The 23,536-nt window shown below is 42.1% G+C and carries 23 protein-coding genes and 1 tRNA gene; 9 read left to right on the top strand and 15 right to left on the bottom strand.

Annotation, left to right across the window (positions count from 1 at the left end; translation table 11 throughout):
* Nucleotides 1-94: 94 nt before the first annotated feature.
* The 3 genes from SOO65_RS15460 to SOO65_RS15450 form a co-directional block, all read right to left on the bottom strand.
* Nucleotides 95-814, bottom strand: a complete 720-nt coding sequence (locus SOO65_RS15460) for a phosphatase PAP2 family protein (RefSeq protein ID WP_321392182.1) — start codon at nt 812-814, stop codon at nt 95-97.
* A gap of 128 nt (nt 815-942) precedes the next feature.
* Nucleotides 943-1,167, bottom strand: coding sequence for a hypothetical protein (locus SOO65_RS15455; protein ID WP_321392177.1), 225 nt, complete (start codon nt 1,165-1,167; stop codon nt 943-945).
* 56 nt (nt 1,168-1,223) lie between these two features.
* Nucleotides 1,224-3,275, bottom strand: a complete 2,052-nt coding sequence (locus SOO65_RS15450) for an alkyl/aryl-sulfatase (RefSeq protein ID WP_321392170.1) — start codon at nt 3,273-3,275, stop codon at nt 1,224-1,226.
* A gap of 192 nt (nt 3,276-3,467) precedes the next feature.
* On the opposite strand from SOO65_RS15450, the gene SOO65_RS15445 reads away from it, so the two are divergent.
* Both SOO65_RS15445 and SOO65_RS15440 read left to right on the top strand, forming a co-directional pair.
* Nucleotides 3,468-5,387, top strand: a complete 1,920-nt coding sequence (locus SOO65_RS15445) for a hypothetical protein (protein WP_321392167.1) — start codon at nt 3,468-3,470, stop codon at nt 5,385-5,387.
* On the top strand, nt 5,378-5,764 hold the full coding sequence (locus SOO65_RS15440) for a hypothetical protein (protein ID WP_321392165.1): 387 nt from the start codon (nt 5,378-5,380) through the stop codon (nt 5,762-5,764). Before SOO65_RS15445 ends, SOO65_RS15440 begins: the two co-directional genes overlap by 10 nt.
* A gap of 19 nt (nt 5,765-5,783) precedes the next feature.
* Here the strand turns inward: SOO65_RS15440 and SOO65_RS15435 are convergent, their stop codons facing one another.
* The 3 genes from SOO65_RS15435 to SOO65_RS15425 all read right to left on the bottom strand — a co-directional run bounded on the left by SOO65_RS15435 (nt 5,784) and on the right by SOO65_RS15425 (nt 8,430).
* Nucleotides 5,784-6,566, bottom strand: coding sequence for a phospholipase A (locus tag SOO65_RS15435; protein ID WP_321392162.1), 783 nt, complete (start codon nt 6,564-6,566; stop codon nt 5,784-5,786).
* Nucleotides 6,567-6,650: 84 nt separating this feature from the next.
* Nucleotides 6,651-7,382 (bottom strand): ZIP family metal transporter, encoded by a 732-nt coding sequence (locus SOO65_RS15430; protein ID WP_321392159.1) that lies wholly within the window; start codon nt 7,380-7,382, stop codon nt 6,651-6,653.
* Between the two features lie 7 nt (nt 7,383-7,389).
* Entirely contained in the window at nt 7,390-8,430 is a 1,041-nt protein-coding gene (locus SOO65_RS15425; RefSeq protein ID WP_321392155.1) for a CNNM domain-containing protein, read from the bottom strand.
* 429 nt (nt 8,431-8,859) lie between these two features.
* Here SOO65_RS15425 and SOO65_RS15420 point away from each other — a divergent pair, with 429 nt between their 5' ends.
* Nucleotides 8,860-9,732, top strand: a complete 873-nt coding sequence (locus tag SOO65_RS15420) for a LysR family transcriptional regulator (protein ID WP_321392152.1) — start codon at nt 8,860-8,862, stop codon at nt 9,730-9,732.
* A 91-nt stretch (nt 9,733-9,823) separates the two neighbouring features.
* Entirely contained in the window at nt 9,824-11,485 is a 1,662-nt protein-coding gene (locus tag SOO65_RS15415) for a phospholipase D-like domain-containing protein (protein ID WP_321392150.1), read from the top strand.
* 43 nt (nt 11,486-11,528) lie between these two features.
* Here SOO65_RS15415 and SOO65_RS15410 read toward each other — a convergent pair whose 3' ends face one another.
* The 5 genes from SOO65_RS15410 to SOO65_RS15390 all read right to left on the bottom strand — a co-directional run bounded on the left by SOO65_RS15410 (nt 11,529) and on the right by SOO65_RS15390 (nt 14,382).
* A complete protein-coding gene (locus SOO65_RS15410) occupies nt 11,529-12,380 on the bottom strand; it encodes an IS3 family transposase (protein WP_321400208.1) in 852 nt (283 codons plus the stop codon).
* A gap of 23 nt (nt 12,381-12,403) precedes the next feature.
* Nucleotides 12,404-12,730, bottom strand: a complete 327-nt coding sequence (locus SOO65_RS15405; protein ID WP_321392147.1) for a hypothetical protein — start codon at nt 12,728-12,730, stop codon at nt 12,404-12,406.
* 151 nt (nt 12,731-12,881) lie between these two features.
* Nucleotides 12,882-13,673 (bottom strand): trypsin-like serine peptidase, encoded by a 792-nt coding sequence (locus SOO65_RS15400; protein WP_321392144.1) that lies wholly within the window; start codon nt 13,671-13,673, stop codon nt 12,882-12,884.
* 159 nt (nt 13,674-13,832) lie between these two features.
* A tRNA-Gly gene (locus tag SOO65_RS15395) sits at nt 13,833-13,908 on the bottom strand.
* 72 nt (nt 13,909-13,980) lie between these two features.
* Nucleotides 13,981-14,382, bottom strand: a complete 402-nt coding sequence (locus SOO65_RS15390; RefSeq protein WP_321392141.1) for a hypothetical protein — start codon at nt 14,380-14,382, stop codon at nt 13,981-13,983.
* 229 nt (nt 14,383-14,611) lie between these two features.
* Here SOO65_RS15390 and SOO65_RS15385 point away from each other — a divergent pair, with 229 nt between their 5' ends.
* A complete protein-coding gene (locus SOO65_RS15385; RefSeq protein ID WP_321392138.1) occupies nt 14,612-14,980 on the top strand; it encodes a hypothetical protein in 369 nt (122 codons plus the stop codon).
* Here SOO65_RS15385 and SOO65_RS15380 read toward each other — a convergent pair.
* From SOO65_RS15380 to SOO65_RS15365, 4 genes are all read right to left on the bottom strand, one after another.
* Complete coding sequence (locus SOO65_RS15380) at nt 14,977-16,305, bottom strand: HD-GYP domain-containing protein (protein WP_321392135.1); 1,329 nt, start codon at nt 16,303-16,305, stop codon at nt 14,977-14,979. The two genes, SOO65_RS15385 and SOO65_RS15380, sit on opposite strands and share 4 nt — an antisense overlap.
* 68 nt (nt 16,306-16,373) lie before the next feature.
* On the bottom strand, nt 16,374-17,447 hold the full coding sequence (locus tag SOO65_RS15375) for a KamA family radical SAM protein (RefSeq protein ID WP_321392132.1): 1,074 nt from the start codon (nt 17,445-17,447) through the stop codon (nt 16,374-16,376).
* Nucleotides 17,419-17,682 (bottom strand): hypothetical protein, encoded by a 264-nt coding sequence (locus SOO65_RS15370; RefSeq protein WP_321392128.1) that lies wholly within the window; start codon nt 17,680-17,682, stop codon nt 17,419-17,421. Before SOO65_RS15370 ends, SOO65_RS15375 begins: the two co-directional genes overlap by 29 nt.
* A complete protein-coding gene (locus tag SOO65_RS15365; protein WP_321392120.1) occupies nt 17,683-18,504 on the bottom strand; it encodes a 3'-5' exonuclease in 822 nt (273 codons plus the stop codon). It lies immediately after the preceding gene.
* Between the two features lie 210 nt (nt 18,505-18,714).
* Here SOO65_RS15365 and lpdA point away from each other — a divergent pair, with 210 nt between their 5' ends.
* From lpdA to SOO65_RS15345, 4 genes are all read left to right on the top strand, one after another.
* A complete protein-coding gene (lpdA, locus tag SOO65_RS15360) occupies nt 18,715-20,109 on the top strand; it encodes a dihydrolipoyl dehydrogenase (protein WP_321392114.1) in 1,395 nt (464 codons plus the stop codon).
* 44 nt (nt 20,110-20,153) lie between these two features.
* Nucleotides 20,154-21,476, top strand: a complete 1,323-nt coding sequence (locus SOO65_RS15355; RefSeq protein ID WP_321392108.1) for a dihydrolipoamide acetyltransferase family protein — start codon at nt 20,154-20,156, stop codon at nt 21,474-21,476.
* Between the two features lie 95 nt (nt 21,477-21,571).
* A complete protein-coding gene (locus tag SOO65_RS15350) occupies nt 21,572-22,843 on the top strand; it encodes a sensor histidine kinase (protein ID WP_321392104.1) in 1,272 nt (423 codons plus the stop codon).
* 79 nt (nt 22,844-22,922) lie between these two features.
* Nucleotides 22,923-23,510, top strand: a complete 588-nt coding sequence (locus tag SOO65_RS15345; protein WP_321392101.1) for an outer membrane beta-barrel protein — start codon at nt 22,923-22,925, stop codon at nt 23,508-23,510.
* The last annotated feature ends 26 nt before the right edge of the window (nt 23,511-23,536 follow it).

The following is a 23,536-nucleotide window of genomic DNA, read 5'->3' as shown; positions in this document are numbered from 1 at the left end:
CTCAGGGTTCACTACGTCTTTTTACTTATCGGGGAATTGAAAAGGAAAAAGCAGACCAAGTTGAGTCATCAGGTATTATTGAAACTTTTTGCCGCTAAAACTCTTTGTAGAGGGCCAGACCGGCAGTTTTTGAATCAAGAAGTGGTAGAACAATGGCCGTCTCTTTATCTCTTTGTTGTCTTTGGTGACGTGAGATGCCCCAACCGTAGACCCAACCAATTGTAGCACCGGCCATAACGTCATGGAGATAGTGTCGATTATCATTAATACGAGAATAAGCAGTGAAGGTTGAAAGAAGAAGGGCAGCGGATCCCCATCCCCAGCCATGTTCAGCGGCAACATAACCACTGAATGCAAAGGCAGTCGTGCTGTGACCAGATGGAAATGAATTCTTTTCATTAGCAGCATTCGGACGAGGTTCTCGAATAGTGTACTTAAGCGCACTCGTTACAATTGTTGAGTAGGCCGTGGCCTTAATCATACCCATGGCACGGTCATAGGCCTTTGGATCATGAAAGTAACTCGCTATACCCATACCACCGGCATAAAGAATGTTGGGAATCATTTGTCCCATCCAATCTCCCCAGCGAGATGCATCTCCGAGAGTATCATTTCTAACTTGTTTTTCTTGAAAAGGGTCAACAACCGCATCTTCGAAAATAACGAAGGTAAGTGTGAGGGCCGCTCCTCCATAAAGAACATATTTTGCATCTGTAGTGACCGGTGAGGCCATCTCTTCACCTAGATCTTTCAGGCCCCAGGCCCAGGTTTGAGAGGAGAGAAGGAGGGTAATAATGAAAATGAGAGTCTTCATGACCTGATTATAGAGATCATGAAAACTTAAAAGCATTAAGCACTATTTTCCCAGTAAGCTAACTGCCGTTAATGAGAGAGTTGATTAACAGCAATTAATGTAAAGGAAAAATTACCTGAGCTTTTTATCTAATCGGAATTCTGTTCGTCTTCTGGTTTCTTGATCTGAACCTTGTAATTGCCCTCGCGATCATAGGGCCCAAGAAACTCTTGCTCCTCTTCTTGTTTTTGTTCTTGTTCAGAGTTCTGAGGAAGAGAAGGCTTCGCCTGATCAGTATCATCATTTGGAGTGTCCTTTACTTCTTGGGCAAATACAGGAAGAGAAATTAGAAAGCACAAAATGATCAGCTTCATGAATTCTCCTTAGAAAAAGACACACCTCCCGAAGGAGGCGTGTCTATTGCCAGTAACTACTTCTCTTCCTGAGCTTCCATAGTGGAAGGGAATTGAGATTTATCTTTTACTGGTGTTACAAGTGGGAACATAGGATCTGGACGAGTTAGCATTCCGGCAATTTCATCAAGGGCACCGGTTTCTCCTGTGATCTTGATTGAACCATTTTCCGCAAGGTCACTACCTCTTGTCATTCCTGTTAGAAGTTTGCCGAAATCCGCTGAAGTCATGGTGTACGTTGAGTCTAGTCGCTCTTCTTTCTGAGGTTTGCCCAGGAAGAGAACAGAGTTACCAAGAGTTAAAGTATATCTTTCTTTAGTATCTGTTAGTTCAAGCCCAATACGTTTTGATTTACCGGCCGACTCTTGAGGATCGAGAAGAGTTGCTGCGTAGTCGACAACCATTTTTGCCGGAAGAGCACTCGTAGATCCTACTAATGGAATTGCACCAACTTTGATTCCATTTCTAAGCTCGTTGGCACCCATTAAATAAAAACCTCTCCACGTTGCAGACTCGGCCTGGAAACCTAATTGTTCGTAAGTAGAGGCAAGAAGATCTTTGGCCTTTTTATTCTCTGGATTTGCATACACGACATGGTTTAACAGCTCTGCTGACCATCGGTAATCCCCTTTATCAAAGGCCTTTCTTCCAAGACTAATGACCTTATCTGCACCACCCATTGCTTCAACATATTTTTTTGCCGCCACAGTTCTTGGATGTTGATTAAGAGTTGCTGGATTTCCGTTAAAGAACCCAAGATAGTATTGATAAGTGGCCTTCACGTTATGGCTTAGACTGCCGTAATAGCCACGATTGTAAAATTCCTTGGCAAGAGGTTCAGGCAATTTTAACTTTTCAGCGATCTCTTCAGCATCATATCCCATATTGGCCATACGAAGAGTTTGATCGTTGATGAACTTATACATATCTCTTTGTTTGGTCACAAAATCACGGATCTTATCCTTACCGAATGTTGGCCAGTGGTGAGACGCCATTGCGACTTCAGCTCTGTCGCCAAACATCTCAAGTGTCGAGTTAAGTGCATTGGCCCAAACGAGTGGACTACGAACCTTAGCACCTCTTAAGGTATAAAGGTTATGCATATTGTATGTAGCATCTTCTGCCAGGTGGAGTGCTTTCATTTGAGGAAAGAACATCAACATTTCTGCAGGGGCCTCAGTACCAGGGGCCATTTGAAATTCAATATCCACTCCATCAATGGTCATTTTCTCACCTGACTTAGTGATGAATTTATTTGGAGGAAGAATTCCGATGTTACCTTGAGCAAGTCCTGGTCCAAGTCCAGTTCCTACCAGACCTTTCGGATCTTTTTCAAGTCCATCACCATAAGAGTAACGAGCTCTTCTTCCCATCGCATTTCCTGCGTAAAGGTTTTCAGAAATGGATTCTTCCATAAAACCTTCTGGTGCGATGATTGGAATTTTTCCAGATTTTACTTGTTCGGCCGTAAGTACTCCTGACATTCCCCCGAAGTGATCAGCATGTGAGTGAGTAATAATGAGAGCGCTCACAGGTTTCTTTGCGACTTTTTCATTGAGAAGTTTCAAACCGGCCGCGGCCACTTCTGCGGCGGCAGTTGTGTCGATAACAATCCAACCAGAGGAACCTTCAATAAATGTCATGTTGGCGATATCGTAACCTCGGAATTGATAAATTTTATCGGCAACTTTATAGAGACCGTGCTGACTTGTTAGCTGTGATTGTCTCCATAAACTTGGATTAACAGTGTCCGGTGCCGATTTGTTTTGGGTGAATATATAGTAGTCACCACTTGAAACAACTCTGCCTGTTTGATCAATGATTTTGGTGTCGGGCAAAGTAGCGACTAATCCTCGGGTGGCGAAATCAAAACTTTCGTTATCGTTAAAATTAAGTTCTTTTAACACTGCCGCATTTTTTTCTTTGGTCTTCGCCGTGACCTTCCCGGCCTCAATGGAAGAGGTGGTTGTTTTCTTAGTTGATGTCGTTTTTTTGGTGGTTGCCGCTGTCACATAAGGTGCAGCGAGAAGAACCGCTAAAGAGGCGACTTGAATTTGTTTTAATTTCATGAGCAGACTCCTTTGACTATAGTTAGAGTAGGGAGGGAAGGCTTAGGATTAAAGGCGGACAGAATCTAAACTCACTAAATGAGTCTTTAGAAGTTTCAACCTCTTGTAACAATGGAAAACAGACTGTAGCGCTCTAGATTAGGCATTCTTGGCTCTCTATTAATCTGCCTTAAGAAATTAGAAAATAAGGTGATGGTTTACCTCTTTCTTCTCCCTCTCTTATTCACGAATGTTTTTGCCACTGATGAAATCCAGAGTGGGATTGCTGTTATTAATGAGCTCAATGGGGGAGTGAATTCTAATCAGTGTACTGAGCAATCTATATTGATGGATAGATGCGCGATTGATCTTTGTGGTCGACCTGAAAATCTTCCAAGCGATTCTTTAAATGATCGAAGCTTCAATAAGTATGTTCAACCGAAGGACATGCAGAGATTTGCGGAAATTAAAGATGATCTTCAGAAACTTGTAGAAATGGAAATTGATCGAACTAATGGGTTGGTACAAGGGCTGAAAAAAGATTTTGATCGTGAGAAGTTGAAAGCTGAAATTGAAAGTGCCGAGCCATGGCAGATGGAAAATCTGGCCAGCAGATTCTTGTATCCTTTCTTTCAAGTAAGCACTGACTACACAAAACCACTTGAAGAGAGGTTAACTTATTCTCTTCAGCTACCTTCTGATGCTAGTGATGTCCTGAAGAAGGGCCTTGATTCATATATCAACCATCGCAAAAGTGCTTCGCTTTCGAGTTACTCCGTAGGAATTCAGGAGGGTCTTTATACACCTGAAGAGAGTAAGAAAATCTTAAAAGCTGAATGGGATAAATTTAATAAGGCCCTAGAGGAAAGGAAAAAAACAAATCCTGAAAGCATGAAGTCCTTCGCCGATCAGATTGAAAATTTCACTCAAGACCTGAAAGACCCTTCTTTCGAAGAGAATGGTAACTATGAAAATATGGCCGGTTCGTTACAACAGTTGAGCGATGGTTTGCAGAGTGAAGTTTTAGGGAAGTGGCCCGATGTTCCTTTTAATCATTGTCAGGCCGATTGTAAGAAGGCGATCTTTGAAGAAATGGATCGCTATGATCACAAAGGTATTCTTCAATCTCTTCAAAATAAGCTCAAAGACAAGAAGCTTTTGACCAAGAAAAAGATGGCCTACTGTAAGTCGCAATTTGCCATGGACTCCATCAATTCTTATCAAAAAGACAAACTGATTAAGATGATTCCAGGAATCAAAGCGGCCCTCTTTAAAAATGTGATGTCTGGTTATAGTAAAGAATCTCAGAAAGAGTTCAAAGATTATCTGGATAAGCAAGTTCAATTTTCGACCAAACCCGTAAAGAGCGTGGCAGGGGAGTTCATCCAGGAAGTTAAAAGAACAGTGAATTTTGAGAAAAGTAAATCTCGATCTACCGAGACAAAAGCGTCCTCTCTCATTGATCGCACTTTAGATCTAATGGGATACGTGGATTACGATGGTAATACGGCGCCTCTTTCACAAATGCGTTTATGTAGTGAATCCTTAAGTTATGTTGCCTGGGACAATTTCACCCCGAAGTCTTTCAGAGATCCCCAGGCCCCACCTGATGAATATGCGGGACAAGATCCTGAGAAAGACAATCTCAACATTTCAATTTTTTCGTGTACTAACCAAGAACACGGAAAAAACATCGTGGCCCATGAGCTAGGGCATGCCTTAAGTTGGGCCTTCCTTGAGAACAAGCTCAGCGAGAAAAGTTATAAAGAGTATATGAACCTCAGAAGCTGCGCTAATGGCCTATATAAAGTTCAGAACGATTATGAGGCGCCAGCAAGCTTTGTTCACGACCAAGATCGCTTCAGAGTGGAAGAAGACACTGCTGATCTGATTGGTTATATGACCATTCCTGACAAATCACTTATTTCAAATTGCACACTTTTAGAAGTGAGCGAGGATGGTAAGAGTTTTGAAAATCTCGAGCTATTGAATAGCAGAAACTCAGATACTCATTCATCTGGATTAATGAGAGTGCTTCAAGAGGCGATTCATAAGCGGAGGGCGCTTCCGGCAAGTTGTAAAGAACTGGTGAATGCGAATAAAGACCTCTATAGGTTTGAACCATGTTATTAAGATTAAGTTTGATTCTGACATTCTTGATGTCAACTTCGCTCTTTGCTAAAGAGATGATGGTTATTTCTCGGCAGTCAACATTCAAACTTAAATATGATGCTGGGTTGGTCTCCCTTAAGGGCCCTCAAGTCGACTTGAGTCTCACGAGAACTGAATGTAACTCAGATATTATTGAAGTGTTTATCATCCGCTTGAACAGTGTCTTGAAATCTAGTCCTCTGCAAAAATCAGGCGCCCCTGAGTATTTTAAATTTATCTTAGATGGCGAAGAGTATTATGAGAGTTTGCACTCAAAAAGAGGAGCATTACTTCTGACCCTGCCTAAAGAATTACAACGAATGAAGTTGGAAGAAGAAGCACTTTGCGAGACTAAATAATTTTCAGGGCATGCAACTCCTAGAATGAGAGCATAAAACCCAGACGGATCTCAGAGCGTTTTTTATTATAACGGATCAGGCTTTCTCCATAACCCTCAAACCACTGTAGGTAGAGTGATGGATTGAAGTTATCTGAACCGAAGTTATAGAGAAGACCTACCTGGGCCGCTCCTTGATCAAAATCATAACCTTTGGAACCAGCATATGTTCTAAATTCTAAATCAATACTTTGATCATTGATGAGGATCAGGTCTGTTAACATCATGGTCAAATCCCAATAACCAAGATGGTTAACAATGTCCTTATTTGTGTCATCTTCATTGAAAATCTTGTACACCATGAGATTTACATCAAGATAATGACGATTGACCTTTGTGATGTAATTTGATCTTAGATAGATGCGGTCCAATGAACGCGAGAATTCTTTATCACGGCCATTGGAAGTATGAAGGTAACCCATGTCCAATGTCTTGAAGGATTTTGAATCATTCTCAATTAAACGATAGAAAATTTCTGGCTTGTAGTTAATGTCTTCAAATGGTTTCGACTCTTCATAGATGTCCCAAAACATCAGCTGGGTATAAGCAAAATAAATGGGAAATGATTTTGCTAATCGATATTTAAAACTAAATTGAAGTTTTAGATCTTCCTGACCAAATACAAAATACGTTGGCTGATGAAATGAAAATTTTTGATTCTCGGGTGTTCCAAAAATGGCCTCAATTGTTTCCTGAGGGTTTTGTCTAATGGCATAGGCATTGAAAGCAAAACAAAGTGTCATCAGGACGAGAAGGGAACGCATAATTTTCCTAAATCTGAAGTTATATAATGAAGCTTATCACCATCAGATTGAGGGCAAAATAACTTTCAGTGCTTTAATCTTTGATTAAATATGTGAGGCGATAAATGAAACCAGAAAGCCCATAACAGTGATGATGCCACTCCAATCCCGGTCTTCTTCATAGGCCTCGGGAATCATGGTCGTGACAATCATCGCAAGCATGGCCCCAGCGGCCAGACATGTAATGGCGCCAATAACATCGTCACTGAAATGGCCAAAGAGGGTGTATCCAGCAATTGAAGCGATTCCTGAAAGAAGGGCAATTCCCAGCCAGAGCGCAAAAACATATTCTTTCGAGCGACCGGCATTTCTCATTCCGCTAGAACTTGAGATTCCTTCTGGAAGATTAGAAAGAAAAATAGCAAAAACAGCGACGGAACTAACAGAGCCACCAGTAAGTATTGTTAAACCAATGACGATTGATTCAGGGATGCCGTCAAGTAGAGCTCCAATGGCAATTGCCATCCCGCTTCCAGTGTCCTGCTTATTTGATCGTTTGCGGTGCTTCCCGCCTTTAGAGCTAACAATCTTTGCAGCGAGCGAATATACAATGGCTCCGGCAAGAAATCCGAATGAAGGGTAGAGGAAGTGTTCGTTCTGAACGGCCTTATCCATCAATTCAAAACAAATGGCGGATATGAGAACACCTGAGCCAAAGGCCATGACTGCGGAAATGACTTTTTGGGGAAGCTTGACGAAATAACCAATGGCCGCACCGATTAGGAGAGCTGACCCTGCAAGCCATCCCCAAAAACCTGCAATGATCCATTGATTCATATAAGTATCACTTTTTAAGGTTGATCTTCGGACGGTTTGAAAGGATTCTTGAAGTCATGGAGTCCGCGCGGTCATTAATATCACCCACAACTTCTTCAATGATATCTTCAATAGTGATGATTCCGACATATTGTTCTTCTTTATTCACTACCACTGCAAGCTGAGTTTGTTTCTCCTGCATGCGAAGAAATGCCTCTAGTACACGTTCCGAATCAGAAACTTTGAGTGCCGAACGTAGATTCCCAGACCAAGGAATCTGAGTTTGATTTTGTGAATCAGGAAGGTCTTTCTTCAATAAAATTCCTACGACAACATCACCATCCACAACCGGAAAGCGAGAATGTGGAATCGTCGACAGCTTTGATCGAACCTCTTCTTCCGTGTCGCTAAAATTTAAGTAAGAAACTTTTTCCCAAGGAAGCATGGCCTTTGAAACGTTTCTTCCTTTAAGTGCTACCAGGTTCTGTACAAATTTTTGGTGATACTCAGGAAGATTTCCGATCTCAACTGACTGACCCATACTTTCATCTTCCTCATTGGCCTCACTCATTCCGATAAGTTTTAGAAGGAAGTTGGTAGAGATTTCAAGGAAGGTCACAATGGGAGAAAGGAAACTGTCGATGAAGGCAAGGATGGGTGTTCCTAACGCAATGATCTTCAAAGGAACTTTTAGAGCGATGGTCTTTGGAACAAGTTCACCGAATACAACACTAAAGTATGTTAATGGTGCAATTACAACCATTACCGCGATTGCTTCGGCCACGGAGTTTGAAACACCGTAATTTTTAACAATGTATGGTTCAAGTGATTCTACCGCGCCAGTACCCCCCACCGCCGCAGCAATGGCACCAACAAGTGTAATTCCGATTTGAATGACAGACAGTGTACGTTCTGGTTTCTTTTTAAAAAATGTAAGTCTTTTATGGATACTTTTTTGGTCTTCAAGTTCATCAATCTCTTCTCTTGTGATGGTCACAAAGGCCATTTCATAGGCGGAGAAGAAGGCATTAACAACAAGACAGGCGGCAACTATCAGAAAATCTAGCATGGCCCTATTTTCTGGTATGGCCCTTAATAAGTAAACTTTCTTTCTCTGTCGGGGCAGGTGATTCCGCCGCACTTAGGATTAATTCATACATTTCGATAGAGAGAGGCGTCAAATCGCACATTTCTTTCATAAATCATTCTCCTTTCTTTAAACATTAAGGCCAAAGATAAATAAGGCCCCGCCGCTGAAGAGGAAAATAAAGAGCGAAATTTCAGTTAGAATACAGCTCCATAAAGGGGGCAATTTCATCCGTGACCTCATTGTTAGCGTCCACCGAGCATGCCTGCCATAGCGTAGCCGGCGAGTACCAGGGCGCATAGTGCAAGCTTTAACATGTGGAACTCCTGTAAAGTTTATAGGAGAGGTTTTAGAATCTTAAACTTGGATTAACAATTCATATTAATTCATGTATTGTATGAATTAATTCATATGAATAATAGAATCCCACACTACTTAATCGAATCTTTTATCACTGCTGCCGAAGAGCCTTCACTTCAGCAGGCCGCTGAGAAACTGCAGATTACTCAATCGACTCTTTCAAAACAGATGATTATGTTTGAAGAGTTGTTGCCACATAAAGTGTTCGCTTTTGATGGCCGCAAAAAGGTTCTGACAAGTTATGGATCTTCCCTTTATGAAGCACTCAAGCCAAAATTCGCCCAGACGCAGGAGTTGATTGAACAGACTTCACTATTGTTTTCCCAACCGGAAAACGTTCATGTGAGGATTTGTGGGCGAGGGGAGTTCTTAGATATCCTGGCGGTTAATTTAAAGTTTAATGGCCGCATTACTTTTCTTCCTATGAACAATGAATCGGCACTTGAGGCAGTTCTTCAACGCAAGGCCGAACTTGCCATCGTTCATACTGGAATTGATTCAACTGAAATTGTGATGAAGCCGTTTATTTTAAATGAGTTCAGAATTGCGGTCTCTAAGGGCCTCTTAAAAACGAAACCGAAAGCAGAAGACCTGACTGAAAAACTAAAAGGCCTTCCTTGCTTACTTTATAAAATGCACGATCCAGTGATTGAGAATCTTCTTAAGTCCTGGAAGATGACGTTTGAAGAGCTTAACGTACATCGAACCTATCCGAACTATACAACTCTTGCCCGCATGGTGTCTGAAGGGCAGGGCTGGGCATTGCTACCGTCCCATACGGCCATAGATGAGACCTTAAACCATGTGATTCCGGTCACGATGAGTTCTTCGTTTAATCGAAAGTTTCACCTCTGTTACCGGAAGGACATCTCAAGTGCCAGCTGGTTAAAGGAGCTACTTTCGGAAATCAAGCAACTTAGTTAGCTTGCAATTGGTTGAACTTGATTAGTCAGCTATTTTATTCAGAAAACTTTTCCGTGAGAGGGAAAAGGCCCTTAGTTGCTAGAATCATAGAATGAAAAATCAAATCCTCAACTTTTGGTTCTTAGTTCTTTTCCTCTCTGCCTGTGCAAGTCCTGAACTCGCGGTTCGAAAACCAAGTTCTGGAGAGGCCCCTGACTATCCGGCGCTATTTAAGAAATCCCGAGAGCTATTGATTCCTGCAAGTAAGGAATTCAAAAACGTTCCTGAACATTATGTGATTGGAGAGTTTCAAGATCATCCTGAATTACTCGCCAAAGCTAAACAGGATCTGATTCAAGAAATTACCGTTCACGCACCTAAGACGCCTGATCTCACGAAGCATACAAGGCTTATTCCTCCTCCGGGTCTTCCAGGGTATTCGGACATGAAGTTGTATGTGAATCACCCATACTATCAAAATGGCGTGCTAGTTCAACCAACGAACCTTATCGAAGTTTGGAGAAAATTCATTCTATCGGCCGAGAAAGAAATCATTCTGAATGTTTTTGATTTTGACTTGGAAGAAGTGGCAGATGCTTTGATTGAGCAGGCCCATCGTGGACTCTATGTTCAAGTCGGGATTGATAAGAAGAGTGTGATTGATGTTAGAGCAGAAGTAAAAGCTGTCAGTGACCGATTAATCGAGAATGGTGTGCATGTGACAGGTGTGATCCCAGTGGGGCTTAACCATCAAAAAATTACTGCCATTGATTGGTCTAATCCGAAGAAGGCATCGGTCCTCTTTTCGTCAGGAAATTTGACCCGATCATGTCTTGAGCCTCAAGGTGATTTGAAAGGAACTGTGCCTCTGCCGAAAGAGTCTGTTCCTAATGCGAACCACTTTATCACGATGAAGAGCTGGCTCTTGGCCAATCTCGTTCACCATGAACTAACAAAGACTTTAAGTTCAGAATATCTTTTGCGCGGTAAGGCCTATCCTTTGAATGGTTCTTATCAGATCACTGGTCCTGGTGTTGACCCTTATACCTATGAAGCTTATCCAGAACCATCACTCACAATTAGCTTCACTCCTGGTGGCGGGATGAAGAGTGTGAATAAAAATATGATCGCTCATTTTGTAAAGCAAGAGAAAGGCCGAATCCGGATGCTGCAATTCGCTTACTCATCTTCTGAAGTTGATAAGGCCCTCCTTGAGCGTGCTGAAAGTGATTATCAGAGAACAAAGACTTTTGATTTTCTGAGTGTGGGTGATACGCCGTTTGCCATGAGGGAGTGGAGTCGCTTTTTGATCATGTCTGGGATGAAGCGAGTGGAGGATGCCAATAAAAAGAAAACTTATCTGGCAGATCCTGAGAATGAATGGGTGAAAAGACTTGGAACTGAAAGAGTAAATGAAATCCAGAAAAAGGTTTATATTGCGCCGAAGGTTTACGGTAATAACTGGGCAGTCGTGGCTGGCAAAAAAGTGAAGGTAAATGCCAAAATTCACCACAAAATTCTCGCGACAGAAAACTATGCCATTATGGGAACGTCGTTTAACTTTTCAGAAGGTGCGGAATCGAACAATGAACAGATTCTGGTTTTCAGAGATAGAAAACTAAGTGATGCAGTTGATGGAATGGTAAAGTATTTGGTGGAGCATTCTCCTGGCACAGTAGCTGAAGAAGGTGCTCGTCGAAATAAATTCGGAGGGGATGATGAAGCGGGCGGCGATCCAGAAGACAGACAAGTAGGATTGAAAAGCGTTAGATAATAAAAAAGGCCTCTTTATAATCTGTACCCCGTTTTTTGTACAGCTAAAAATGACCGCTAATAAAGCCCCGGTAACAAGCCGGGGCTTTATTATTTAAGGCCTTTTGTGGTCTTTCATTGTTGTAATATTCCATTACTTCCTTAACTTCGTTTTTTACATCTTCAAACGTTTTGCATTTTTTAAGTTCTAACAGATCTTTGAAGTGTCCAAAAAAGCTTTCTATTGGAGCATTGTCATAACAATTGGCCCTTCGAGACATTGACTGTGTGACACCAAATTCTTTAAGGAGATTTCGGAACGCTTCATGTGTGTATTGGAAGCCTTGATCAGAATGTATAATTAAAGAGCTTCTAATGTTAGGAGATAAGGTTCCTAAAAGCGATTTGAACTCTTCAGTGAACTGACTTACAGATGGAGAACGCATCAGTTTATAGGATACGATCTCATTTGTTCCCAAGTCTTTAGTTGCCGATAGATAAGCTTTCTCTCCAGATCCATAAAATAAAAAAGTCATATCTGTTGAATAAATGGAATTAGGAAGTGGGGTTACAAATTCTCTCCTGAGAAGATTGGGTACAAAAGCATTCTCCGAAGTAGGTAGACTCTTATAAGGATTTTTCCTTCTGATCTTAGTAATAAGACCATACTCACGCTTTATCCGTTGAATCTTTTTATGATTTATCGGTTTGATTCCCGAGTTTCGAATCATCATATCGATTGTTCGAGTTCCGCCCTTCTTTCGACTCTTATCGAAGAACTTTTGTATTATTTCGAGAGAGGATAGATCTCGTTTTAATCTGTTTTCATTGTTTTTGAGATAATAGTAAAAACCACTTCTGCTAACTCCAGCGACCCTGCATAGAGCTTGGAGTTTTAGTGAGGGAGATGATGTAATTGCCTTGTGGATTAATTCAAAAGCTATAGTTCGTCGTCCGCAAGGCCCTTCAACTTTTTTAGGTGAGCAATAACCTCTTTTTGATAGGCAATCTCAGCCTTCATTTCTTCAAAGGTCATATTTTCAAGTGACTTCCTTCGCCCCTTTTTTTCAGGGTGTAAGTCTCCAACTGCTCTAACCTTGCGCCTCCAGCGTCCCAAACAAGTATCAACAAACTTTTTGTCGAAGCAGTTAACTCCAAGTGTTCTGTTGAAGGTTTCTTCTCGAGTCATGCCTTCAATTAAAGAATCAAGGACAAGTCGCTTGAAGTGTTCGGTAAAAACAATCTGTTTCTCAGTAATTTTTGCCACGTATGGGCTAGATTTTAGAACTTTTAGGTCGGAATTAGAAAGGCCCTTCATGATCTGCTCCTTGTTAGGATTTTAACCCATTTTCCAGAAAAGCGGTTTTTTATGCTTGTCTAGAAAATGGGGTTCAGATCATTAAGAGGCCTTTTTTATTTTAGATCGACATACACTTATTCACAGCTTCTTTAAATTTCTTCGAACCAGTAATTGATGTACCAGAGTTTGTGAAACGAGCACCAATCGGGTTGATATAGGTTGCACGACATCCACCGTGAGTTGTAATCCCAATCACTTCATTTGATTTTTCATCAATGATTGGAGCGCCCCAGCTGCCAATTGTTGTATCTGCTGTATGCTCAAGAATGGCGGGAATCAGTGGTAATCCAGATTTAACCAGCTTTCCAGTTGATGACCCTTGCGAGAAGTGAAGGACCTCTGGATATTTATTAGGTGGAACCTCACCAATTTTAATTTCGTAAAGGTCATTTAAAGCATAGGCGTAAGAGATAAGTTTTACAGTTGAGTTTTTTAGTGATTTTTTAGTCGCTACTTTATAGTAACCCTGCACCTGACCAGCATCTAAATCAGTCACTTCGTTTTTCTTCAATTTCATGACAGCCCAGTTTTGGCCAATGCCACCAGTTTCATATCGAACAAAAGTATGGTCGATGTAGTAGCGATCTTTAATGGCCGAAGTTTGGGGAATGCCAGCAATCGATTGAGGTACATTGAATTCAACATAGTCGCGAGAAACCGCACAAGTACCGATTGTGATCACACAATTGTTGCTTACAAGAGTGGCGGCACAACCGCGTGTCTCGTCCGCTTTCACCATTCGGCCCACACGGGTATCAAAACTTGGTGCTCGATCGTCTTCCTGGCCACAGATATCGGCGAATGAATTGATTGAGGTTAAGGCAATGAGGGACATAATTAGAAATTTCATCTTCGCTCCTTGAAGTGAGGAAAATGATAAGTGATCTATTACAGGTCGAATATCAGGTATTTAATTTGCTTTTACTTTCGCTGGCGGAAGTAAAAAAAAAGCCCAGTCTTTCGACCGGGCTTCTATTTTATTGCATCCGGAGGATGCATCAGAATCTAATGGAGCGGCTTATCAGATTCGAACTGACGACCTTCTGCATGGCAAGCAGACGCTCTACCAACTGAGCTAAAACCGCGTTAAGTGCATCAGATATTAATGCCACCCGCTCAAACTTGTCAACTGAGTTTTTTCAAAGATATGAAAAAAATTAGCGAGTTGGGCAAGGTAGCTCGTTATTGGCCTGGAACGAGCAAATCACCTCTGTTTCCACCATATTTTCAGGGAAATTACCTCGTAAAACGTGGGGATGGGTGGCCGATGGAGAGATTTTAACCTTTCCAGCATAAACCCTAGAGTGAGACATGTACTCACAAGAGCTCATCGTTTTTTCGGAAATTAAGACCTCTTTAGGGAACTCAATGTCCACCTGATCAATATCAAGAGTAAGGGTGCCTTCGACGAACTGAGCGTATTTCAGGTTAATTTTGTTGTTCTCGTAACCTGTTTCCCAGGTCACTGATCCATCAGAGTTAGAACAAGTTGTTCTCATATAAGAAGCGTGCGCACTTGTGATCATCAAAGAAACTGCTAGAACGGCCAATGCTTTCATAATTACCTCTTAGGTTTTAGTTGCCCAAAAAAGTAAGAGTTGCGCTGAAGGCCCGTCAATCGCGCTTTTTGGAGCGAGTCTGTGCTTTTAAATTCTTTCTGGCACTTTGCCATTCTATCTTTATTAATCTTTTGTTGATGACTGGCCCTTGCCACAGGCGCAACACATCTTTTCGATGCGAAGTCTGCTTCATAAAATATCTTGGTTGTTCACTTAAAAAAGGATTTTTATGAAAACACTTCTGGCCTCGCTATTGATGTTCTCTGCCTTTGCTTCTTATGCTGCTGATAAAACCATCTTCTGGTGTGAACCAATCGAAACCAACAAAGGTGTTGAAGGCGTTCTGGTAAAAGAAATTGCGGGTGAAACCATGCTTGCGATCTATACGAAGTCAGATCGCTTCGGTGGAGTGAAGGAAGAATTCAACAAAGTTAAATTCACGCATGATGAATATAAATATTCCTATGTCTCAGCGGAAAATAACTCAAGCCTTGAGATTCTCATCATGGGTGGAAAACCATGGCGTGATGGATGGTTTGTGGGTCAGTTTCTGAATAAGAAATATGATGTACTGATGAATTGTGAGTATCAGCTCTAGATAAATTTCTGCTCTAAGGCCTTAATGATTTTCTGGTAGCTCGGATTCGTAAACCGGGCCGCCAGAATGGGCAGAATGTCCTTCTTCGTAGAAGGGAGAGCAGGATTCAATAATGTTTTCACAAAACAATCTGAGATAATAAACACTCTTGAAAGTGGGTGAAGCTCTTCCCCTGGATTATCAGCGAAGCCAATCCCATCGACCTTACCATGAGACTGAATAAGCACGGTCTTGATGTAATCATCCGCGTCCGGATGCTGATCCAAAATTTTCACTGCTTCCAGGGCATGAGTCATGACCTGATGTCTTTCTTCATCAGTCAAATTGGATTCTGCCAACTCTCTCATGCTTGAAATCTGCATTTGTTGATGAGATTTCAAAGTCACATCTGAGAAGAAGGAAACAAAGCTCAAAATTTGAAGATGTTCTTCCTTGTACCAACTCTGTTTAGAAAGAACGTAATGGCACATGAGCGCCAGGAGGTGACAGTGTTGATAGGCGTAGGAAACCTTGTTCGAGAACAAAAACTTCAGGAGGTTCGCGACCTCTGGAGAGTTTTGAACCGACTTCACCATCGAATTAATGCCAGCATCTGCCAGATCGACCGTCGCTTCATCCAGGCCAATTTGTTGAATGGAATCCCGAACAATGTCGTGAGCATTGGCCGTCGTCAAAATTCTATCTTCGAGGGAAAGATCACTCTTTTCAAGCTTTGCTACGAGATTATTGGTCACGAAGGTCGTGAAGTATTGAATGTAGTCTTTCGGGATATAAAATTCTTTCAGACCCTGATCTTCATATTTTTTGATAACAGATTTATCAAATACATCTTTCGAGTGAATGCGTTTAACGTATTGATAATCACTCGGACCTTTTTTGATTCGAATGTAAATATCGCAGGGAGTGCGTTGAATATCGTAGAAGTAATAAAGTCCCACCGGCAGATAATCCGGCTTCACTCGGTTGATGGAATCTTGAATTGTCACACCCAAGTGAGAGGCGGCCTGGCGAATGAGATTTTCCCAACTGACAGGTTCCTGCAAACAAACCACTTCATTGTGGAGAGAGGGGCAATCCCCCATAACAATTAAATTGGTATTGAGTGATTCCTCTTTGATGAACTCATGGATTTTTTGGGCCGTTTCTTCGTCACCAACTTTGGCCTCAGTTATTACCAAGGAAACCTGGGGAAGAATGCGAAGTAGAGCTAGAGCATCGTCAGCGTTAGCGCGATAAATAACGTCTGTTCCAACGAAAGTGTGGAGATTCAGCGAATAGATTTTCTTCAGGGCCTCATTGGACTCTATGAGGATTGTTTGACTCATAAGAAAATCTTAACAATGTAAAGGATGATCACCAAGAAAATTGCGCACTAGGCAGAGAAGTCTAAAACTTAAATAAAAAAGTCAGGCTCTTGGATCGAAACTAACTCGCCATCTTTGGATATGAGCTGCCCAGAAAAAGTGGTGCTTTCGGGGTTCATGGCCGAGATTTTTCCATGTCCGCCCGGAATATCGATCACGTAATGAGGCAGGGCCCAGCCCGGAATGAGCTTCCTAAGTCCATGATATATTTCACGTCCTTGGCGCAAAGGAAGGTAGAAATGCATACCACCTTTCACCTGATCGGGGTGGTGAAGATAATATGGGCGAATCTTCAGTGAGATGAATTCCTGATACAGATTCAGCAGAACTTCGGTGCTGTCATTGATGCCCTTTAACAGGACCGTTTGAGACAGAATTTGCATCGAAGAGCTGGTGAGCTTTTTAATCGCCTGACGATTGATCTCATCAAACTCGTCCACATGGTTAGCATGAATGGCGAGGGTGATGGTTCTGAAACGGGATTTGAATTTCTCCATCAGGGCCAGAAAACCGTCATCAATTCTCTCCGGCAGAATTACCGGATAGCGTGAATGAAAACGGATGTCCTTAATCGAAGAAACTTCTGAAAAAGCAGTAAGGTATTTTTCTAATTTATCATTCGATAAAGTCAGCGGATCGCCACCCGTGAAGATGATCTCACTTACTTCAGGATGTGCTTTCAGATAAGCAATGGTCTCGACAAAATCCTGCTGGAAGATTTCATCAGCGACATTCAGTTCATTCTTACGAAAGCAATAACGGCAATGAACCGGGCAAATGGTTGTAGGAGTAAAAAGTGCTCGAGACTCGTATCGATGAATAAGCTGAGGCGCCTTGTGATAAGTCTTGTCCCCAATTGGATCTTCAAGTCCCTTAAAATCTGGATCAAGTTCAGATTCAATTGGGAGAAACTCTCGGGCCAGAACACTTTGTGGTCCTTGAACTTTGATTTTCTCCGCTAAACGACGAGGAATGAAAACCGGATAGGTCTTCGCCACCTTCTCGAGAGCGGGAGTCAGTTCCCAATCAAGAAAGCGGTACAGCTCATGAATGTTCTTAAAAGACGTGCTGAAACTATTTGTCCAGCTTTGGCTCTCGACCATTCTTTTCGAGCTCCTTTAAGTACTGACGTTTGTAGATATAAGCACAAGTACGGATCAAGAGTGCGCCGTAGATTGAAATTCCCGTGAAGTGGAACATCAAAGTTTTAAATGGCAGAACTCCACCTTCGTACAGAGTATAGAGAATCCATTTGAGAAGCACTAAGTGTGCAATCAGAATAATGAGCTGAGTAAATCTCTGGCCCATATTTTCTTTCGTGATAAATGTATTTTTCATCTAAGTAACGTTCCTTTGCAGAAGACTCGCTTCTAATTTCTGGAAGGACTTGATCTTTTTCAGAAGAAAAGATTTATTCATGCCTGTGAGTAAGCATTCCGCAAACAACACTGGACCTTGTGGCAGAGGCATAAGACCAATGGGACGAACCGGACGAATGCGGCCATTCACAGAACCACCACGGTAATCCAATTCAACCAGATCTTTACTTTGAACCATCTCGGTCAGTCCCTTCAGACGAGTCGAGAAATTAAAACAATCATTTTTATCGAAATTTGAGAGACGGAAAACGAAACTTTTTTCCATCGCCACTTTGTGATCCACAATTTCTTTCGCCACATGGGCCATGATTTTCAAACATGCATACGTGTCTTCAATCGCCACGTGATGTTGGAGTTCAAACCCAACATACTGACTTAGAGTCGAAAGTTTGAAATTTGCCGGAGAGTGCGGTTGATTTTTGTAAATCGCACGTGCGTATCGACAGCTGTCATAGATATCCAGGGGAGGGAACTCAATCTGGAAATCATGAGAGGCCTTGATAAGGTAGCCCAGATCGAAGGTTGAGTTGTGGGCAATCATGGGATGACGACCGACAAACTCCCAAAAATCTTTCAGGGGCTTTTTAATCGTAGGCGAATTATTTAGGTCTTCGTTTCTTAGACCATGAAATTGAATCGTAAATTCAGGGATATCAATCAAAGGATTAATGAGTTGGTGGTAGCTACTAACCTCACCGGCGTCAGTTATTTTAACCGCAGCGATCTCGATAATTTTATCCACCAAGGGAGAAAGCCCTGTAGTTTCAAGGTCAACGGCCACCAGCCCTTTAGGGTAAAGGGTTAGTATTGAGGCAATTTCCTCAGTTGTTAATGACAGAGACGAGCGCGACCTTGACATAGAGTGTCTTATAGCGTTTTTGTGAGTCGTTCGTCTAGCTAAAAACCCCCCTTGTTCATTGACAAGTGCAGAGCGCAAAGTCCATGATTTCGGGACATTTATAGTTATAGTGGTAACAAAAGGATTCTCCTCATGGCCAAAACATTTGATGTGGTTGTTTTAGGTGCTGGCCCCGGCGGTTATGTAGCTGCCATTCGTGCCTCTCAATTAGGTAAAAAAGTAGCAATTGTAGAAGCTGATAAACTCGGTGGAGTATGTCTAAACCGTGGTTGTATTCCTACGAAAGCGCTTCTTAAGTCTGCTCACTCAGTTCATGAACTGGCAGATTTTAAATCTCTCGGTATCAACGTTGATCTTAAAGGTCTTGATGGCTCAGTGGCCGTTAAGCGTGCCAACGTGATTGCTGACAACATGTCGAAGGGTATTGCCTTCCTCATGAAGAAAAACAAAATTGAAGTATTCAACGGTAAAGGTGTCTTCAAGTCTGCGAAGACGATCGAAGTCACTCTTGCTAACGGTACAAAAGAAGAGTTGAACACAACTAATACAATCATCGCCACTGGTGCTCACTACCGTTCATTCCCTGGACTTGAGCACAATGGAAAGCGTCTGATCGGTGCCTGGGAGGCCCTTAAACTTGAGAACCTTCCAAAATCTATCGGTATCGTTGGTGCTGGTGCAATTGGTGTTGAGTTCGCTTACTTCTGGAATTCTTTCGGCGTAGACGTTCACATTTTCGAAATGCAGAAGAACCTTCTTCCAATCGAAGACACTGATTCATCTAAAGAAGTAGAAAAAGCATACAAGAAATATGGCATTAAAATGTCTCTTGGTATCGAAGGCATCACTGCTAAAGATAACGGCAAAGACGTTACGTTCTCTGTAAAAGAGGGCGGTAAGAATGTTGATTACAAATTCGACTACGGTCTAATCGCTGTAGGTATGACTGGTAACATCGACGGCTTCGGTCTTGAGAAGGCCGGCGTACAAACTGAAAAAGGTTTCATCAAAGTTAACGATATGTATGAAACTACCACTAAAGGCATCTACGCTATTGGTGACGTTGCTGGACCTCCACTTCTTGCTCACGCAGCTTCTCACGAAGGTGTGACTGCTGCTGAACACCTTGCTGGTAAACACCCACACGCTATCGACAAGATGAACATTGCTGGTTGTACATACTGTCAGCCACAAGTTGCTTCTGTTGGTTACACTGAGCGCGCTCTTCAAGAAAAAGGCATCGAGTATAATGTTGGTAAAGCTCCATTCATGGCCAACGGTAAAGCGATTGCTTCTAACGAGAACACAGGTTTCATCAAAGTTCTTACTGGTAAAAAATACGGTGAGCTTCTTGGTGCCCACATTGTTGGTACTCAAGCAACTGAGCTTATCCATGAGTACGTATTGTTCCGTACGATGGAAGGTATTGATGAAGAAATCTTCGCTACAATTCACCCACACCCGACTCTTGGCGAGTGGTTAGGTGAAGCAGTTCTAGCAGCGAAGGGTAGAGCGCTTAACTTATAATTTTTTAAAAGAATACGAATACACTCTCAAAGTGAGGAAATTTTATGGCAAAGGTTGAAGTAGTAATGCCCCAGATGGGCGAGTCGATCACGACTGGTACCATCACGAAGTGGCACAAGAATGTTGGCGAAGTAATTGAACTAGATGCAATTCTTCTAGAGATCTCTACAGATAAAGTTGAATCAGAAATTCCATCTCCGATTCACGGTAAAATCGTTGAACTTCTTTACCCAGAAGGTGCAACTGTTGACGTTGGTCGTCCAATCGCGATCATCGAAGACGATCTTAACGCTGCTGTTTCAGCTCCATCTGCAAAACCAGCTGCTGCTGCCGCTCCTGCAAAAGCAGAGGCCGCTCCAGCTCAAACTACTGCTCCTGCAGCTGCCCCAGTTGCAGCTCCTGCTCAAGTTGAAGATGAAGGCGGTTTCCGTTTCTATACTCCGCTTGTTAAGGCCATGGCGAAAGATGCTGGTATCGCTCTTTCAGAACTTAAAAACATCTCTGGTTCAGGTGCAGGCGGACGTGTAAACAAGTCTGACCTTGAAGCTTATATCGCTAACCGTGGCAAGGGCGGCGCTGCTGTTTCTGCTCCTGCTGCTAAACCAGCTGCTGCAGCTCCGGCCCCAACTGCTGCTCCATCAGGCGTATCTGAAACTCGTCCATCTGGCCGTGTTGAAATCGTTGCTATGGACAACATGAGAAAGGCCATTGCTAAGAACATGGTTGCTTCTAAGCAAACTTCTCCACACGTTAACTCTATCGATGAAATCGATATGACGAACCTTGTGAAAGCTCGTAACAAAATCAAAGACGAATTTAAGAAGCGCGAAGGTATCAACCTTACGTTCTCTCACTTCGTACTTTACGCTATCGTTCAGGCGCTTAAAGAGCATCCTCTTGTTAACGCTTCAATCGAAGGCGATAACATCGTTATCAAGAAAGACATCCACCTTGGATGTGCGGTTGCTGTTCCAGGTAACGGCCTAGTTGTTCCTGTAATCAAGAACGCTGGTGACCTAAACCTTACTGGCATCGCTCGTCAGCTTGATATCCTTGCTAACAAAGCTCGCACGAAGAAACTTACTATGGACGACCTTTCTGGTGGTACATATACATTCACTAACAACGGTTCATTCGGAACTCTTATCGCTACTCCAGTGATTCTTCAGCCTCAGGTTGGTATCTTCTGTACTGGCGTAATTAAGAAGCGTGTAATGGTTATGGAAGACGATGCAATCGCAATTCGTCACATGATGTACGGTACGCACACTTACGATCACCGTCTAATCGATGGTGAGCTTGGTTCTAAGTTCCTTGCAAGCGTGAAGCATCACCTTGAAACAATGAATCCAGAAAACCTTATCTAATATTTGTATAGGCCCTCTTCGGAGGGCCTTACCTTAATATTTTAGTCTCACCTTCATAATTTCATTTCTTAGTGCTATACGGTTTGTTCAATTCTATGAACAAATTAAAAGCGAACTTCCTTAGAGCTCTTTCTATTGGTGTGCATCCGGGTCTGGATGAGGGGAAGAAGTTTGCTATCCAGGTGGCGACCCTGGATGGCTATTGGTCATTCTTTGCTTTCTTTTTCTACGCCATTTATACCTACGTTGAAGGGCATACCTTTCTTTTTTATTTCTTCACGGCAAGTTCGGTCTTAACGGTTTTGGGTCTGTGGTTAATTGCAAAACATCAATTTGATATCGCTCGAGTCTTGATTCATCAAGTAGGTCTCTATGCCATCTTTGTTACGGCCGATGCACTTGGAGTCGGTTCAGGGGTGGAATACTACTACTTCACGAGTGTATTAGTGCCTCATATTGTCTTTTCACTGGAAGAACTTTGGAAAGGGGCCATCCTTTCGGCCTCGACTTGTGTCGTGTTCATAGCTCAGCATATTCTTGGTTCCGGTTTACTTCTGTCCGCTATCCCTTCAACCGGAAATGATAAACTCATCGCGATTATCTTTGTTCTCTCATTCACTTTAAGTGTTTTGACCGTGGCTCGCTGGAGACTGCTTCATGCTCAACGTGAGATTACTCGTCAGCAGGGTGAACTTATCCATTCATCGAATCTGGTTGCCTTAGGGGAAATGACGGGTGGGATCGCCCACGAGATCAATAATCCACTTCAATCACTGACACTTCAGGTGACTGTCTTAAAAGACAAACTAAAAGGTCTTGATGTTGAAGAGCACTTGAACTCAATTGATGAAACCATCTTCAAGATGGGGAAGATGGTTCAGGGCCTGAAAGATCTTTCACGTAAAGACACTGAGGATCCACCAGAAAGATTTCCCTTCTCAAAAGTATTGGATGATGTTTTGGCGATTTCAAGTGAGAGACTAAATCATTTGGATATTATGGTGTCTGTGCAAGGTAACACTTCACATATCATCAAAGGACATTCTGTTCAAATTTCTCAGGTCCTTTTGAATCTTCTGAATAATTCAACTGATGCCATTCAATCATTACCTGATCGCTGGATCTGGATCAATGTGCAGAAGAAGAGTTCCTTTTTACAAATCAGCGTGGTGGATTCAGGCCGAGGCATTAAAGATGAAGTGGCCGCACGGATGATGAATCCTTTTTTCACAACGAAAGAGCCAAGCAAAGGAACTGGTCTTGGTCTTAGTATTTCGAAGAGTATCATTGAAAGAAATAACGGAAGTCTTTTTTATGATCCTGCCCATTTCAATACTCGCTTCGTGATTCTCCTTCCTCTCGTATAATAAAAATTAAGTTGTCCAAAATTCAGAACGTGATGAAATAAAGTTCATACAAATATTTCTTTGTTAAGAAAGGATTAACATGCGTTCATTGTTACTTGTTGTTGGATTGTTGTGTTGTAGTTCAGTTTTCGCGGCCCTTGAGAATAAGTTCTCTCTGGGAGGGGGTGTTCATGCGAACTTTGTTGAAACTGATTTGGATCTTGGTGATTCAGTAAATGAAGAGGTCTCTGGCACCTTGATCTTTGGTACAAAGGCAACAATCAAGTTGAGTGACTATTGGGGATTGCGCACTGGTGCTTTTATTCAGGAAAAAGCCGCGGGTTATGAAATTAAAGCATCGGGTTTAAAAGGGGAGATTCATATTAAAGTCATCTCTGCTGCAGTACCAGTAAATCTTCAGTATCAGTTCAATGACAATTTTGCTGTATTTGGCGGCTATAGTGCGGATTTTAAAATTAATGATTATTGTACCGTAGATGGAGACTTCGATACTTGCTCTCTGGAAAAAGAGGCCAAATCATTCGTGAGTAACGCCATCTTAGGAATGTCGATTATACCTGCGAAATTATGGGACATTGATATCAGCTATCAGCAAGGCCTTAGCGAATTCTTTTATAAATCAAAAGTTCATACTCTAAGTTTCATGGCCTTCTATAATTTTCAGTAAATAAAAAAAGGGCCCGTTATGATCTG

The sequence above is a fragment of the Peredibacter starrii genome (assembly GCF_034259205.1).
GTDB lineage: Bacteria > Bdellovibrionota > Bacteriovoracia > Bacteriovoracales > Bacteriovoracaceae > Peredibacter > Peredibacter starrii.
This window is presented reverse-complemented; position numbering and strand designations above follow the sequence as displayed.

Excerpts from the sequence above, each read along its gene's own strand:
- SOO65_RS15370 (WP_321392128.1), bottom strand. The coding sequence starts at position 17,682 with ATGAAAAATACATTTATCACGAAAGAAAATATGGGCCAGAGATTTACT.
- SOO65_RS15415 (WP_321392150.1), top strand. The coding sequence starts at position 9,824 with ATGAAAAATCAAATCCTCAACTTTTGGTTCTTAGTTCTTTTCCTCTCT.
- SOO65_RS15390 (WP_321392141.1), bottom strand. The coding sequence starts at position 14,382 with ATGAAAGCATTGGCCGTTCTAGCAGTTTCTTTGATGATCACAAGTGCG.
- SOO65_RS15455 (WP_321392177.1), bottom strand. The coding sequence starts at position 1,167 with ATGAAGCTGATCATTTTGTGCTTTCTAATTTCTCTTCCTGTATTTGCC.
- SOO65_RS15420 (WP_321392152.1), top strand. The coding sequence starts at position 8,860 with ATGAATAATAGAATCCCACACTACTTAATCGAATCTTTTATCACTGCT.
- SOO65_RS15345 (WP_321392101.1), top strand. The coding sequence starts at position 22,923 with ATGCGTTCATTGTTACTTGTTGTTGGATTGTTGTGTTGTAGTTCAGTT.
- SOO65_RS15460 (WP_321392182.1), bottom strand. The coding sequence starts at position 814 with ATGAAGACTCTCATTTTCATTATTACCCTCCTTCTCTCCTCTCAAACC.
- lpdA (WP_321392114.1), top strand. The coding sequence starts at position 18,715 with ATGGCCAAAACATTTGATGTGGTTGTTTTAGGTGCTGGCCCCGGCGGT.
- SOO65_RS15375 (WP_321392132.1), bottom strand. The coding sequence starts at position 17,447 with ATGGTCGAGAGCCAAAGCTGGACAAATAGTTTCAGCACGTCTTTTAAG.
- SOO65_RS15355 (WP_321392108.1), top strand. The coding sequence starts at position 20,154 with ATGGCAAAGGTTGAAGTAGTAATGCCCCAGATGGGCGAGTCGATCACG.
- SOO65_RS15400 (WP_321392144.1), bottom strand. The coding sequence starts at position 13,673 with ATGAAATTTCTAATTATGTCCCTCATTGCCTTAACCTCAATCAATTCA.
- SOO65_RS15450 (WP_321392170.1), bottom strand. The coding sequence starts at position 3,275 with ATGAAATTAAAACAAATTCAAGTCGCCTCTTTAGCGGTTCTTCTCGCT.
- SOO65_RS15385 (WP_321392138.1), top strand. The coding sequence starts at position 14,612 with ATGAAAACACTTCTGGCCTCGCTATTGATGTTCTCTGCCTTTGCTTCT.
- SOO65_RS15380 (WP_321392135.1), bottom strand. The coding sequence starts at position 16,305 with ATGAGTCAAACAATCCTCATAGAGTCCAATGAGGCCCTGAAGAAAATC.
- SOO65_RS15425 (WP_321392155.1), bottom strand. The coding sequence starts at position 8,430 with ATGCTAGATTTTCTGATAGTTGCCGCCTGTCTTGTTGTTAATGCCTTC.
- SOO65_RS15445 (WP_321392167.1), top strand. The coding sequence starts at position 3,468 with ATGGTTTACCTCTTTCTTCTCCCTCTCTTATTCACGAATGTTTTTGCC.
- SOO65_RS15430 (WP_321392159.1), bottom strand. The coding sequence starts at position 7,382 with ATGAATCAATGGATCATTGCAGGTTTTTGGGGATGGCTTGCAGGGTCA.
- SOO65_RS15440 (WP_321392165.1), top strand. The coding sequence starts at position 5,378 with ATGTTATTAAGATTAAGTTTGATTCTGACATTCTTGATGTCAACTTCG.
- SOO65_RS15435 (WP_321392162.1), bottom strand. The coding sequence starts at position 6,566 with ATGCGTTCCCTTCTCGTCCTGATGACACTTTGTTTTGCTTTCAATGCC.
- SOO65_RS15350 (WP_321392104.1), top strand. The coding sequence starts at position 21,572 with ATGAACAAATTAAAAGCGAACTTCCTTAGAGCTCTTTCTATTGGTGTG.